Source organism: Pseudomonas sp. S3_A09 (assembly GCF_054668065.1).
Window position 1 is genome coordinate 5,193,059 of the sequence record NZ_CP162752.1, and the last position, 14,251, is coordinate 5,207,309.

Below are 14,251 nucleotides of genomic sequence, written 5' to 3' on the forward strand. Positions count from 1 at the left end.
TCATTTCCTCGGGTCGAAGGCATCGCGAGCGGACTCGCCGATAAACACCAGCAAACTCAACATGATCGCCAGCACGGCAAAGGCACTCATGCCCAGCCACGGCGCTTGCAGGTTGGATTTGCCCTGGGCCACCAGTTCACCCAGAGACGGCGAACCGGCCGGCAAGCCGAAGCCGAGGAAGTCCAGGGCGGTGAGGGTGCCGATGGCGCCGGTGAGAATGAACGGCATAAAGGTCATGGTCGACACCATCGCATTGGGCAGGATGTGCCGGAACATGATCGCGCCGTTCTGCATGCCCAACGCCCTGGCGGCGCGCACGTATTCCAGGTTGCGCCCGCGCAGGAACTCGGCGCGCACCACGTCCACCAGGCTCATCCACGAGAACAGCAACATGATGCCGAGCAGCCACCAGAAGTTGGGTTGCACAAAACTCGCAAGGATGATCAGCAGGTACAGCACCGGCAATCCGGACCAGATCTCCAGGAAGCGCTGCCCGGCCAGGTCGACCCAACCGCCATAGAAACCCTGCAGGGCCCCGGCGATCACGCCGATGATCGAACTGAGTACCGTGAGGGTCAGGGCAAACAGTACCGACACGCGGAAGCCGTAGATGACCCGCGCCAGCACGTCGCGGCCCTGGTCATCGGTGCCCAGCCAGTTCACGGAAGAGGGCGGCGCCGGCGCGGGCACCTTGAGGTCGTAGTTGATGCTCTGGTAACTGAACGGAATCGGCGCCCACAAGGTCCAGGCGTCCTTGGCCTTGAGCAGTTCCTGGATATACGGGCTCTTGTAGTTGGCCTCCAGCGGGAATTCACCGCCAAAGGTGGTCTCCGGGTAGCGCTTGAGCGCCGGGAAATACCAGCCGCCGTCGTAGTGCACGGCCAGCGGCTTGTCGTTGGCGATCAGCTCGGCGCCCAGGCTCAGCACGAACAGGCTCAGGAACAGCCACAGCGACCACCAGCCACGCTTGTTGGCCTTGAATCGCTCGAACCGGCGGCGATTGAGGGGGGATAGATTCATCTCAATGCTCCCGGCTGGCAAAGTCGATACGCGGATCGACCAGGGTGTAGGTGAGGTCGCCGATCAGTTTCACGATCAGCCCCAGCAGGGTGAAGATAAACAGCGTGCCGAACACCACCGGGTAGTCGCGGTTGATCGCCGCTTCAAAACTCATCAAGCCCAGGCCGTCCAGAGAGAAGATCACCTCCACCAGCAGGGACCCCGTGAAGAAAATCCCGATGAAGGCCGAAGGGAAACCGGCGATCACCAGCAACATTGCGTTGCGGAATATATGGCCGTACAGCACACGGTGATTGGTCAGGCCCTTGGCTTTGGCTGTAACCACGTACTGCTTGTTGATCTCGTCGAGAAAGCTGTTCTTGGTCAGCAGCGTCATGGTGGCGAAGTTGCCGATCACCAGGGCCGTGATGGGCAGCGCCAGGTGCCAGAAGTAATCGAGGATCTTGCCGCCCCAGCTCAGTTCGTCGAAGTTGTTCGACGTGAGCCCGCGCAAGGGGAACCAGTCCAGGTAACTGCCGCCGGCAAACACCACGATCAGCAAAATCGCAAACAGGAAGGCCGGGATCGCGTAGCCGACAATGATTGCCGAACTGGTCCACACATCGAAATGGCTGCCGTGCCGCGTGGCCTTGGCGATCCCCAGGGGAATCGACACCAGGTACATGATCAGCGTGCTCCATAGCCCGAGGGAGATGGACACCGGCATCTTTTCCTTGATCAGGTCGATGACCTTGGCGTCACGGAAGAAACTGTCGCCAAAATCCAGCTGGGCGTAGTTCTTGACCATGATCCACAGACGTTCCGGCGCCGATTTGTCGAAGCCGTACATCTTTTCGATTTCCTTGATCAGCGCCGGGTCCAGGCCCTGGGCGCCACGGTAGCTGCTGGAACCGGCCACCGACACTTCGGCACCGCCGCCGGCAATGCGGCTGGTGGCACCCTCGAAACCTTCGAGCTTGGCGATCATTTGTTCTACCGGCCCGCCGGGGGCGGCCTGAATGATGACGAAGTTGATCAGCAGGATCCCGAACAGCGTGGGGATGATCAGTAACAGGCGGCGAAAGATATAGGCCAGCATTTAATCGCCTCCGCTCGCCGGATCGGCGCTTGTTTCCAGGGTAACCGCAGGTTTTACGTCGGGTTTGGCCCACCAGGTGGCGGTGCCGACGTCGTAGCGCGGCGGGACTTTGGGATGGCCCAAGTGATCCCAGTACGCCACGCGGAAGGTCTTGATATGCCAGTTTGGGATCACGTAGTAGCCGAACTGCAACACACGGTCCAGGGCCTTGGCGTGTGCCACCAGGCTCTTGCGCGAATCGGCGTCGATCAGCTCTTCCACCAGTTGGTCGATGGCCGGGTCCTTGAGGCCCATGTAGTTACGGCTGCCGGGCTTGTCGGCGCTGGAGGACTTCCAGAACTCGCGCTGTTCGTTCCCCGGCGAGGTGGACTGCGGGAAGCTGCCCACCAGCATATCGAAGTCCCGCGAGCGAATTCGGTTGATGAACTGTGAGACGTCCACCCGACGGATCACCAGGTCGATACCCAAGTCGGCCAGGTTGCGCTTGAACGGCAGCAGGATGCGTTCGAACTCGGTCTGGGCCAGCAAGAACTCGATGGTTACCGGTTTTCCGCTGGTGTCGACCATCTTGTCGTCGACGATGCGCCAACCGGCTTCCTGCAACAGTTGGTAGGCCTCGCGCTGCTGGGTGCGGATCATGCCGCTGCCGTCGGTCTTGGAAGGTTCGAAGGCCTGGGTGAAGACTTCAGGCGGGATCTTGCCGCGCAGCGGTTCGAGGATCGCCAGTTCATCCGGGCCGGGCAGGCCGGTGGCCGCCATCTCGGAGTTCTCGAAATAGCTGCGGGTGCGGGTATAGGCGCCGTTGAACAGCTGCTTGTTGCTCCATTCGAAATCCAGTAACAGGCTGATGGCCTTGCGCACGCGCACGTCCTGGAACATCGGCTTGCGCATGTTGAACACGAAGCCCTGCATGCCCGTGGGGTTGCCGTTGGGGATTTCTTCCTTGATCAGGCGCCCCTGTGCAACCGCCGGGATGTTGTAGGCGTTGGCCCAATTCTTGGCGCTGAACTCCAGCCAGTAGTCGAACTGCCCGGCCTTGAGGGCTTCGAGGGACACGGTGCTGTCGCGGTAGTAGTCAGTGATGCGGTTGTCGAAATTGTAGAAGCCTTGCGTGATCGGCAGATCCTTGGCCCAGTAATCCTTGACCCGCTCGTAGCGAATCATGCGCCCGGCCTTGACCTCGGCGACCTTGTACGGCCCGCTGCCCAGCGGCACTTCGAGGTTGCCCTTGGCAAAATCACGGGTGGCCCACCAATGCTTGGGCAATACCGGCAGTTGCCCGAGGATCAGTGGTAATTCGCGGTTATTGGTGCGCTTGAACTTGAACAGCACCTTCAGTGGGTCTTCGGCGACCACCTCGTCGACGTCGGCGTAGTAAGTGCGATAGATCGGCGAGCCTTCCTTGATCAGTTCCTGGAAGGTAAACACCACGTCTTCGGCGCGGATCGGGTGGCCATCATGAAAGCGTGCTTCGGGGCGCAAATAGAAGCGTACCCAGCTGTTGTCCGGGGCTTTTTCGATCTTGCCGGCGACCAGGCCGTATTCGGTGATGGGCTCGTCCAGGCTTTGCATAGCCAGGGTGTCGTAAATCAGGCCGAGGTTGTCGGCTGGCACGCCCTTGCTGATGTAGGGGTTGAGGCTGTCGAAGCCGCCCATGGCCGACTCGCGGAAGGTGCCGCCTTTGGGCGCGTCCGGATTCACATAGTCGAAGTGCTTGAAGTCGGCGGGGTATTTTGGGGGTTCGTTGTAGAGCGTCAACGCATGTTGCGGGGCGGCTTGGGCCGCGGTGCACAGCAGCAGGCCGCCGAGCAGTGCAGTACGCAAATACATCATTGGGCTTTCTCCGAAGCTTTCAGCCACCACGCGCTCAGGCCCAGGCTATAGGGCGGCGTGGTGACAAAGGCGAACCGGTTGCGGTACGCCAAGCGATGATAGTTGAGGTACCAGTTGGGAATACTGTAATGCTGCCACAGCAGCACCCGGTCCAGGGCACGGCCGGCGGCCAGTTGCTCTTCGCGGGTCTTGGCGGCCAGCAGTTGTTCCAGCAGGTGATCGACAATCGGGTTGGCGATGCCTGCGTAGTTCTTGCTGCCCTTGATCGCCGCCTGGCTTGAGTGGAAGTACTGCCACTGCTCAAGGCCCGGGCTCAAGGTCTGGTTAAGGGTGATCAGGATCATGTCGAAGTCGAATTGATCCAGGCGCTGCTTGTACTGGGCGCGATCGACGGTGCGCAGGCGCGCGTCGATGCCGATGCTGATCAGGTTTTCGACATAGGGCTGCAGGATGCGCTCCAGGTTCGGATTGACCAGCAGTATTTCGAATCGCAGCGGCTGACCGTCCTTGTTGAGCAGGCGTTGGCCGGAGAGTTTCCAGCCGGCGTCGCCGAGCAGGGCCAGGGCGCGGCGCATGGTTTCGCGGGGGATGCCACGGCCGTCGGTCTGGGGCAGGCTGAACGGCTGGGTAAACAGGCTGGCCGGCAATTGATCGCGGTACGGCGAGAGCATCAGCCATTCATGCCCGGTTGGAACGCCGGAGGCCGAGAATTCGCTGTTGGGGTAGTAGCTCAAGGTGCGTTTGTAGGCGCTGCTGAACAGGGTGCGGTTGGTCCATTCGAAGTCGAACATCAGCCCCAGGGCTTCTCGCACCTTGGTCTGGCTGAAGATCGGTCGCCGGCTGTTCATGAACAGACCCTGGCTCTGGGTCGGAATCTGGTGCGCGATCTGCGCCTTGATCACGTCGCCCCGATTAACCGCAGGGAAGTTGTAGCCATTGGCCCAGTTCTTGGCCTGGTGCTCAATGTAGATATCGAACTCACCGGCCTTGAACGCTTCGAAGGCCACGTCGCTGTCGCGGTAGAACTCCACTTCGACCTTGTCATAGTTATAGAAACCCCGGTTGACCGGCAGGTCCTTGCCCCAGTAGTTCTTCACCCGTTCGAACACCAGTTGCCGGCCAGGCGTGACCTTGCTGATGCGGTACGGCCCGCTGCCCAGCGGCGGTTCGAAAGTCGTCGCCTTGAAATCGCGGTTTTTCCAATAGTGCTGGGGCAGGACCGGCAATTCGCCCAGGCGCAGGATCAGCAACGGGTTGCCGGCGCGCTTGAACACAAAGCGAATGCGATGCCGGTTGAGGATATCCACCCGTGCCACCTCCTGCAGGTTGGTACGGTATTGCGGGTGGCCTTCGGTCAGCAGGGTGCGATAGGAAAACGCCACGTCATAGGCGGTGATCGGCTTGCCATCGTGGAAGCGCGCTTCCGGGCGCAGGTTGAACACCACCCAACTGCGGTCCTCGCTGTACTCCACCGACTGTGCGATCAGCCCGTAACTGGAGGTCGGCTCGTCGCCGGAGGGCGCGTACAGGCCGGTGCCGACCATCAACGGTTCGTTCAGCTCATTGACGCCGTATTGCAGGAAATTGGGGGTGGAGACCGGGCTTGAGCCCTTGAAAGTGTAGGGGTTGAGGGTGTCGAAAGTGCCAAAGGCCATGACCCGCAATGTCCCGCCTTTCGGCGCTGCAGGGTTTACCCAATCGAAGTGGGTGAATTTGGCCGGGTACTTGAGCACGCCGAACTGCGTATAACCGTGGCTCTCGGTAATCGCCGCGTTCGCACCAAAGCTCAAGGCCAGACTTATTAGTAGAAGGAGGGGACGCTTCAAGTCAGAGATCCGATCCGGGCGGCTTGGGCTTTATGATCGGTACAGTAACAGCTTGTTCCGGTTGGAAAAAGCCGGTCGGATGATGGAGCGCCCATGTGGGAGCGGGCTTGCTCGCGAAGACGGAGTGTCAGTCACCGAACATGTCGAATGACACACTGCCTTCGCGAGCAAGCCCGCTCCCACGTTTGCTCCCCGGTGCTCTTGGGAGGGCTTATCTTGGTCCGGAAACCACCAGCATCTGCCCCGGCTTCAACGCCTGGCCAGTACGTGGGTTCCAACGCTTGAGATGTTGCATCTCAACGTTGAAGCGCTTGGCGACGATGTACAGCGAGTCGCCTTTCTTGACCTTGTATTGCACCGGCTTCTTGCTGTCGGCCTTGGCCACCCGCTTGCGCGTGTCCTGCATCACCAGGGTCTGGCCGACCTTGAGGGCTTGGCCGTTGAGCTTGTTCCAGCGCTGCAGGTCATGCACATCGACCTTGTTGGCCTTGGCAATCAGCGTCAGGTTGTCGCCACTGCGTACCTTGTAGTTGCGGGTACGGCCGGCAACGCGTGCGGTCTCGACTTCGTCGAACACCTGCTTTTTCGGGCGCATCGCCAGCAATTCTTCAGGCTTCATCGTCGAAAGGGTGCTGGTGAGCAGTTGTGCCTTGGAACTCGGCACCAGCAGATGCTGCGGGCCATCCAGGGTGGTGCGTTGTTTCAGCGCGGGATTGAGCTGGAACAGTTCGTCTTCGTCGATCTCGGCCAGCGCGGCAACCCGTGACAGGTCCATGCTTTGCTTGACTTCAACCACCTCGAAGTACGGCGTGTTGGCAATCGGGTTCAGGTTGACGCCATAGGCCTCGGGCGCCAGCACCACCTGGGACAGCGCCAGGAACTTGGGCACGTAGTCCTTGGTTTCCTGGGGCAGGGGCAGGTTCCAGTAGTCGGTCGGCAGGCCGAGCTTTTCGTTGCGCTCGATCGCCCGGCTCACCGTGCCTTCACCCGCGTTGTAGGCAGCCAGGGCCAGCAGCCAGTCACCGTTGAACATGTCGTGCAGGCGGGTCAGGTAGTCAAGGGCGGCTGTGGTGGAGGCGGTGATGTCGCGGCGGCCATCGTAGGCACGGGTCTGGCGCAGATTGAAGTAGCGCCCGGTGGAGGGAATGAACTGCCATAGACCAACCGCATCGCTGCGCGAATAGGCCATCGGGTTGTAGGCGCTTTCAATCACTGGCAGCAGTGCCAGTTCCAGCGGCATGTTGCGCTCTTCAAGGCGTTCGACGATGTAATGAATGTAGAGGCTGCCGCGTTCGCCGGCATTCTCAAGGAAGGAAGGGTTGCTGGCGAACCACAGGCGCTGTTGTTCGATACGCGGGTTGACGCCTACACCGTCCTGCAGTTGAAAGCCTCGTCGCATACGCTCCCAAACATCCTGGGGCACTTCGGGAGCCGGCTTGTCCGAAAGCCAGATGACGGGTTTCTGTTTGATCTTGGCAGTAAGGTTTGGCTTGGGTTGCACGGTGGATTGTGCGGTGAAATTGCTTGATTGGCAGCCCGCCAGCGTGGCGGACACAGCCACCGCCACAGCTTGAGCCAGGCGGGTCAATGCGTCTGAATGGTTGGATTTACGAATAGATGACGACATTGGCTGGAAGTAAGTTCCGGGCAAAAATGTCGGGCGATTCTAGAAACCCGTTTGGTTCCGGTCAACCATTCAGAAATTACGTATCAGATTGCTTCCTATTAGAACTTATCTTTCCAAGCCCTCAGGCTAGCAAATACCTCGGCCCCAGAGCGGTTGTCGCGACCACTCCGTTCGTCCGCTTTTTGTTTAACGGATGTTTCAGAGGTGCGCAGAAAGGGGTTGGTGCGCTTTTCCAGGGCCAGGTTGGAAGGCAGCGTGATCTCGCCACGTTCCCGTAATTGGCGGACGATTTCCACCCGTTGGGCGATATCGGCGTTGTCCGGTTCCACGGCCTGGGCAAACTTGAGATTACTCTGCGTGTATTCGTGGGTGCAGTACACCAAGGTGTCAGCGGGCAGGGCGGCCAAACGTTCAAGTGAAGTGTGCATCTGTGCTGGCGTGCCTTCGAACAGGCGCCCGCAACCGGCGGCGAACAGGGTGTCGCCACAGAACAGCACGCCCAGGTGATAAAAGGCGATATGCCCCAGGGTGTGGCCCGGCACTGTATAAATGTCAAAATCCCAGCCGAGCACGCTGATGCGATCGTTATCGTTCAGGGCTACGTCCCGCGCAGGGATCTTTTCGTTGGCCGGGCCGTAGACCTTGGCGTCAGTCACCCGTTTGAGGTGTTCGACGCCGCCGACATGGTCATGGTGGTGGTGAGTGATCAGGATGTCGCTCAGGGCCCACTCAGGGTTCTGCTTTAGCCAAGCCAGCACCGGCGCGGCATCGCCGGGGTCGACCACGGCGCAGCGCTGGGTACTCGGGTCTTGTAACAACCAGATGTAGTTATCGGTGAAGGCGGGCAGGGCACTGATCTGTATCATTCTTCGATTCGCCAAGCTGAACACATTGGTGCATCTTAGAACGTCTAGGCGAGTTGGAGAATGCAATGACTGATAAAGCGTTCGCCCAGGCCGATCCTGAGTGGCTGGCCCTGATCGGCGCAGCCCGCGAATGGCTGTCCGGTCCGATCGGGCAATTTTTGCTGGACGAGGAACGGCGCATGCTCGAAGACGAGCTGGGCCGGTTCTTTGGTGGCTACCTGGTGCATTACGGTCCTTCGGCCGAAACGCCGCCGTGCGCCCCCCAAGTGCAGCGCAATGTGCGCCTGGGCGCGCCGTTGCCAGGGGTAGAGATCGTCTGCGAGGAACAGGCCTGGCCCTTGAGCGAGCACGCTGCCGACGTGGTGGTGTTGCAGCATGGCCTGGATTTCTGCCTGTCGCCCCACGGTTTGCTGCGCGAAGCGGCGAGCAGCGTACGCCCTGGTGGCCATTTGCTTATTGTCGGGATCAACCCTTGGAGCAGTTGGGGCTTGCGCCATGTATTCGCCCACGACGCCTTGCGCCAGGCGCGCTGTATCTCGCCGCAGCGGGTAGGAGACTGGCTGAACCTGCTGGGCTTCGCGCTGGAGAAACGCCGCTTCGGGTGCTATCGTCCGCCGCTTGCGTCGACCAAGTGGCAAGCCCGCCTGGCTGGCTGGGAGCGCCGCGCAGGTGCGTGGCAATTGTCGGGTGGCGGCTTCTATCTGCTGGTGGCGCGCAAGATCGTGGTTGGGTTGCGGCCGGTGCAACCGGTACGCCGCGAGCCGATGGGCAAGCTGGTGCCGATGCCGATGGCCAAGGTCAACCGCAAGCAAAGCGATGCATGACCCTCTTTTTGAATGAATACCGAGCAACCGATGACCGATAGCGTAGAACTCTTCACCGATGGCGCCTGCAAGGGCAACCCGGGCCCTGGCGGCTGGGGCGCGTTGCTGGTGTGCAAGGGCGTAGAGAAAGAGTTGTGGGGCGGCGAGCCTAATACCACCAACAACCGTATGGAACTGATGGGCGCCATTCGCGGCCTGGAAGAACTCAAGCGCCGCTGCAACGTGCTGCTGGTGACCGACTCGCAATACGTGATGAAGGGCATCAACGAGTGGATGGTCAACTGGAAGAAACGCGGCTGGAAGACGGCGGCCAAGGAACCGGTAAAAAATGCCGACCTGTGGCAACTCCTCGACGAGCAATGCAATCGCCATGACATCACCTGGAAGTGGGTGCGTGGTCACATCGGCCATCCTGGCAACGAGCGCGCCGACCAATTGGCCAACCGTGGCGTGGACGAAGTGCGCGGCTACAAGCAGAGCTGATGCCGACTCACGTGTTAATATCGCGGCCCTTGAATCACACCACACCGTTGAGAGCTGAACCCTGATGGCCATCCGATCTGTTGTACTCGATACCGAAACCACCGGCATGCCGGTGACCGACGGCCACCGGATCATTGAAATCGGCTGTGTCGAATTGATGGGTCGGCGCCTCACCGGGCGTCACTTCCACGTCTACCTGCAACCGGACCGCGACAGTGACGAAGGCGCGATCGGCGTCCACGGTATCACTGACGAATTCCTCAAGGGCAAGCCGCGTTTCGCTGAAGTCGCCGATGAGTTCTTCGAATTCATCAACGGCGCCCAGCTGATCATCCATAACGCGGCGTTTGACGTCGGCTTCATCAACAACGAATTTGCCCTGATGGGGCAGACCGATCGCGCAGACATTTCCCAGCACTGCTCGATCCTCGACACCTTGATGATGGCCCGTGAGCGTCACCCCGGCCAGCGCAACAGCCTCGATGCCTTGTGCAAACGTTATGGCGTCGATAACTCCGGCCGTGAACTCCACGGCGCCTTGCTCGACTCCGAGATTCTTGCCGACGTCTACCTGACCATGACCGGCGGGCAGACCAGCCTGTCCCTGGCCGGTAACGCCTCTGACGGCAGCGGCTCGGCGGAGGGTTCGGGTAACCGCCCTTCGGAAATCCGCCGCTTGCCGGCCGACCGCAAGCCAACCACGATCATCCGCGCCAGTGAGCAGGATCTGGCCGAGCATGCGGCGCGGTTGGAAGCGATTGCCAAATCGGCGGGTGCGCCGGCGTTGTGGTCGACCCTGACCCAACAATGAGTCAAACCCCTCAGGAGCCGGCGAGCCGGCTTCTACTGTGGGTTACCGCGCTTTAAAAATCTTCATTCGCGTCATCGCCCCCAAGCTTCTACCCTTGAGTGCATAGCCCTCAGGACTACAAGCACTCATGTACAAAGACCTGAAGTTTCCTGTCCTTATCGTGCACCGTGACATCAAGGCCGACACCGTTGCCGGTGACCGGGTCCGAGGCATCGCCCGAGAGCTGGAACAAGAGGGCTTCAGTATTTTTTCCGCCGTGGATTACGCCGAGGGGCGACTGGTGGCTTCCACCCATCACGGTTTGGCGTGCATGCTGATCGCCGCCGAGGGCGCTGGCGAGAATACCCATCTGCTGCAAAACATGGTCGAGCTGATCCGCCTGGCGCGGCTGCGGGCACCCAACTTGCCAATCTTTGCCCTGGGCGAGCAAGTTACCCTGGAAAACGCGCCCGCCGACGCCATGAGCGAGCTCAACCAACTGCGCGGCATTCTCTACCTGTTCGAAGACACCGTGCCGTTCCTTGCGCGGCAAGTCGCGCGCGCGGCCCGCACTTATTTGGATGGCCTGTTGCCGCCGTTCTTCAAGGCGCTGGTGCAGCACACCGCCGACTCCAACTATTCCTGGCACACCCCCGGTCATGGCGGTGGCGTGGCCTACCGCAAGAGCCCGGTGGGGCAGGCGTTTCATCAGTTCTTCGGGGAAAACACCCTGCGCTCGGACCTGTCTGTGTCAGTGCCCGAACTGGGCTCGCTGCTGGACCACACCGGGCCTCTGGCTGAAGCCGAGGCCCGCGCTGCGCGCAACTTTGGCGCCGACCACACCTTTTTCGTCATCAACGGCACGTCCACCGCCAACAAGATCGTCTGGCATTCCATGGTCGGGCGCGATGACCTGGTGCTGGTGGACCGCAATTGCCATAAGTCCGTGCTGCACTCGATCATCATGACCGGCGCCATCCCGTTGTACCTGTGCCCCGAACGCAACGAGCTGGGGATTATCGGTCCGATTCCCTTGAGCGAGTTCAGCCCCGAATCCATCCGCGCCAAGATCGACGCCAGCCCGCTCACCCGTGGCCGCCCGCCGAAAGTGAAGCTGGCGGTGGTGACCAACTCCACCTACGATGGCTTGTGCTACAACGCTGAGCTGATCAAGCAGCAACTGGGCAATAGCGTCGAGGTGCTGCATTTTGATGAGGCCTGGTACGCCTACGCCGCGTTTCATGAGTTTTTCGCCAGGCGCTACGGCATGGGCACCTCGCGCACTCCGGACAGCCCACTGGTATTCACCACCCACTCGACCCACAAGCTGCTGGCGGCTTTCAGCCAGGCCTCGATGATCCATGTGCAAGATGGCGGCGCCCGCCAGTTGGACCGTGACCGTTTCAACGAAGCCTTCATGATGCATATCTCCACCTCGCCGCAATACAGCATCATTGCTTCGCTGGATGTGGCGTCGGCGATGATGGAAGGTCCGGCCGGGCGTTCGCTGTTGCAGGAAATGTTCGACGAGGCGTTGAGTTTTCGCCGCGCGTTGGCCAACTTGCGCCAGCACATTGCTGAAGAGGACTGGTGGTTTTCGATCTGGCAGCCGCCGTCGGTAGCCGGAATCGACCGCGTCGTCACCGCAGATTGGCTATTGCACCCTCAAGATGACTGGCATGGCTTTGGCGACGTGGCCGAAGACTATGTGCTACTGGACCCGATCAAGGTGACACTGGTGATGCCCGGCCTCACTGCGGGAGGTGCCCTCAGCGATTGCGGGATTCCCGCAGCGGTTGTCAGCAAATTCCTCTGGGAGCGGGGCCTGGTGGTGGAAAAAACCGGGCTGTATTCTTTCCTTGTACTGTTTTCCATGGGCATCACCAAGGGCAAATGGAGTACCTTGCTCACCGAGTTGCTGGAATTCAAGCGCAGCTACGACGCCAATGTCAGCCTGGCCAGTTGCCTGCCCTCGGTTTTTGCCCAAGGCCCGACGCGCTATCAAGGCCTGGGCCTGCGCGACCTGTGCGACCAATTGCACAGCTGTTACCGCAGCAACGCCACCGCGAAACACCTCAAACGGATGTACACCGTTCTGCCGGAAATCGCGATGAAACCCGCCGACGCCTACGACCAGTTGGTCAGGGGTGAAGTGGAAGCGGTTTCCATCGACGCCTTGCCAGGGCGCATCGCAGCCGTGATGCTGGTGCCTTATCCGCCGGGCATTCCGTTGATCATGCCGGGCGAGCGCTTTACCGAGTCGACGCGCTCGATCATCGACTACCTGGCTTTTGCCCGGACATTCGATAGCAGTTTCCCCGGTTTTGTCGCCGATGTTCATGGGTTGCAACACGAAGATGACGGCAGTGGTCGTTGTTACACCGTTGATTGCATCAAGGGTTAAGGATGTTTATGCAAGCTGTAATGAACCCGAAGTATCCAGGGCTCAGTGTACGCGTCGCCGACGAAGGTTTTGATGCCTACGTGTGGGGTAATGATTTCAGCTTTGAGGTCAGCGCCTACGGTGAGCCACAGATGGGCAAGCGAGTCGATCAATGGCCCGTGGAGCGAATATTGCCGTACCGCAAGTGTTATGGCATCGACCCTGAAGAGTTCGCCAGTTTCCGCGATGCGCCCGACAGCGCAATCTTCATGGCCTACCTGGATGATCGCCCGGTGGGACATATCGTGGTCAGCACCAATTGGAATGGTTTTGCCCATGTCGACGAGCTGGCAGTGGCCTTGCCCGCGCGACGCCACGGGGTAGCCAAGGCGTTGTTGGATGTGGCGCAGTTCTGGAGCCGCAAGAAAAACCTGCCGGGCATGATGCTGGAAACCCAGAACAACAACCTCGGCGCCTGCCGATTGTATGAGCGTTGCGGTTACGTGATGGGTGGGGTCGACCACCTGCGCTATCGAGGCATTGACCCGCAAACCCGCGAAGTGGCGATATTCTGGTATCGGTTGTTCAAGGTGTAGGGGGGAGGGGTTTTGTGTCGCTGGCGAGCAGGCCCTCGGCCTTTTGCGTGACGATCTCCAGCAGCGCATTCAGCGCCGGGGTGGTCACGCCGTCCTTGAGGGTGAGCGCGTACAGGCTGATCAGGATCGGCGGCGACACCGGGCACGCATCCAGCCCAGCCTCCCGTGCGCCGAACGCGGTGAAGGGGTCGACCACTGCCAGGCCTTCTCCGGCTTCCACCAGGCTGCGCATCATCTGATAGGTCTGTACGCGCGTCTGCACCACCGGCTGCGGGCGCAGGGCTTGCAGCTTGGCGTCCAACAGGCGGCTGAGCGGGTCCTGGCCTTCCAGGCCGATCATCGATTGTCCTGCCAGCTCCTGTAGCGCGATGTATTTCTGTTTGGGCTTGAGCCAGCCATGGGGGGCGAGCAACTGCAGTTTGCCCTGAGCCAGTACGGTGCTGTGAATCTGCGGGTGTTCCGGGTCATGCAAGCTCAAGCCCACATCGGCTTCGTGCAGCAGCAGGCTCCTGACGATCTCTCGGGTCGTCTGGCTCGACAGGTTGCACGGAGTGTCCTGGAAACGCCGGCGCAGTAGCGCAATGCTGTGCGGCAACAGCTGATTGGCCAGGGGCGGCGTACAGAGGGCGCGCAGGGTCGGGGCGTGAGGGTGTTTCAAGCGGCTGGCCAGTCGTTGCACCGGTTCCAGCGCTTCATAGACATGGGCGATTTCGGCTTGCAGCTCGAGGGTTTCCCGGGTGGCCTGCAAGCGTCCACGCACACTGGCGAACAGCATGAAACCAAGCTGCTGCTCGGCGTCCTTGAGCGCCGCGTCTACATCGCCCACGGAAAGTTGCAACCACTCGGCGGCCGTGCCGAGGTGTCCGGTCTGCAAGATGGCCTGAATCACTTCGATATGACGTAAACGCATCGCCGGAGTCTATGT

12 protein-coding genes are annotated in these 14,251 nt (G+C 60.6%); 5 read left to right on the top strand and 7 right to left on the bottom strand.

Features of this window, described 5'->3' with window-relative positions:
- The 6 genes from AB4N92_RS24280 to gloB all read right to left on the bottom strand — a co-directional run bounded on the left by AB4N92_RS24280 (window position 1) and on the right by gloB (window position 8,250).
- On the bottom strand, window positions 1–1,020 hold the full coding sequence (locus AB4N92_RS24280) for an ABC transporter permease (RefSeq protein ID WP_010210931.1): 1,020 nt from the start codon (window positions 1,018–1,020) through the stop codon (window positions 1–3).
- A 1-nt stretch (window position 1,021) separates the two neighbouring features.
- On the bottom strand, window positions 1,022–2,098 hold the full coding sequence (locus AB4N92_RS24285; RefSeq protein ID WP_010210929.1) for a microcin C ABC transporter permease YejB: 1,077 nt from the start codon (window positions 2,096–2,098) through the stop codon (window positions 1,022–1,024).
- Complete coding sequence (locus tag AB4N92_RS24290) at window positions 2,099–3,931, bottom strand: extracellular solute-binding protein (protein ID WP_010210928.1); 1,833 nt, start codon at window positions 3,929–3,931, stop codon at window positions 2,099–2,101. It lies immediately after the preceding gene.
- Entirely contained in the window at window positions 3,928–5,757 is a 1,830-nt protein-coding gene (locus tag AB4N92_RS24295; protein WP_021491695.1) for an extracellular solute-binding protein, read from the bottom strand. Before AB4N92_RS24295 ends, AB4N92_RS24290 begins: the two co-directional genes overlap by 4 nt.
- A 211-nt stretch (window positions 5,758–5,968) precedes the next feature.
- Window positions 5,969–7,384 carry a lytic transglycosylase domain-containing protein gene (locus AB4N92_RS24300; RefSeq protein ID WP_010210924.1) on the bottom strand — a complete coding sequence of 472 codons (1,416 nt, stop codon included), beginning with the start codon at window positions 7,382–7,384 and terminating at the stop codon, window positions 5,969–5,971.
- Window positions 7,385–7,482: 98 nt separating this feature from the next.
- Window positions 7,483–8,250 (bottom strand): hydroxyacylglutathione hydrolase, encoded by a 768-nt coding sequence (gene gloB / locus AB4N92_RS24305; RefSeq protein ID WP_021491694.1) that lies wholly within the window; start codon window positions 8,248–8,250, stop codon window positions 7,483–7,485.
- 65 nt (window positions 8,251–8,315) lie between these two features.
- Between gloB and AB4N92_RS24310 the strand changes: the two genes are divergently transcribed.
- From AB4N92_RS24310 to AB4N92_RS24330, 5 genes are all read left to right on the top strand, one after another.
- Entirely contained in the window at window positions 8,316–9,074 is a 759-nt protein-coding gene (locus AB4N92_RS24310; protein WP_010210918.1) for a methyltransferase domain-containing protein, read from the top strand.
- Between the two features lie 30 nt (window positions 9,075–9,104).
- Complete coding sequence (rnhA, locus tag AB4N92_RS24315) at window positions 9,105–9,557, top strand: ribonuclease HI (protein WP_010210917.1); 453 nt, start codon at window positions 9,105–9,107, stop codon at window positions 9,555–9,557.
- 70 nt (window positions 9,558–9,627) lie between these two features.
- Window positions 9,628–10,368 carry a DNA polymerase III subunit epsilon gene (gene dnaQ / locus AB4N92_RS24320; protein WP_167337377.1) on the top strand — a complete coding sequence of 247 codons (741 nt, stop codon included), beginning with the start codon at window positions 9,628–9,630 and terminating at the stop codon, window positions 10,366–10,368.
- A gap of 127 nt (window positions 10,369–10,495) precedes the next feature.
- The gene (locus tag AB4N92_RS24325) at window positions 10,496–12,751 is read left to right on the top strand and encodes an Orn/Lys/Arg family decarboxylase (RefSeq protein ID WP_236267171.1); all 2,256 of its coding nucleotides are present in this window, start codon (window positions 10,496–10,498) and stop codon (window positions 12,749–12,751) included.
- 8 nt (window positions 12,752–12,759) lie between these two features.
- Window positions 12,760–13,326, top strand: a complete 567-nt coding sequence (locus AB4N92_RS24330; protein ID WP_031290712.1) for a GNAT family N-acetyltransferase — start codon at window positions 12,760–12,762, stop codon at window positions 13,324–13,326.
- On the opposite strand, the gene AB4N92_RS24335 is transcribed toward AB4N92_RS24330, so the two are convergent.
- Entirely contained in the window at window positions 13,316–14,236 is a 921-nt protein-coding gene (locus AB4N92_RS24335; RefSeq protein WP_042571586.1) for a LysR substrate-binding domain-containing protein, read from the bottom strand. The genes AB4N92_RS24330 and AB4N92_RS24335 overlap by 11 nt on opposite strands.
- Window positions 14,237–14,251: the final 15 nt, after the last annotated feature.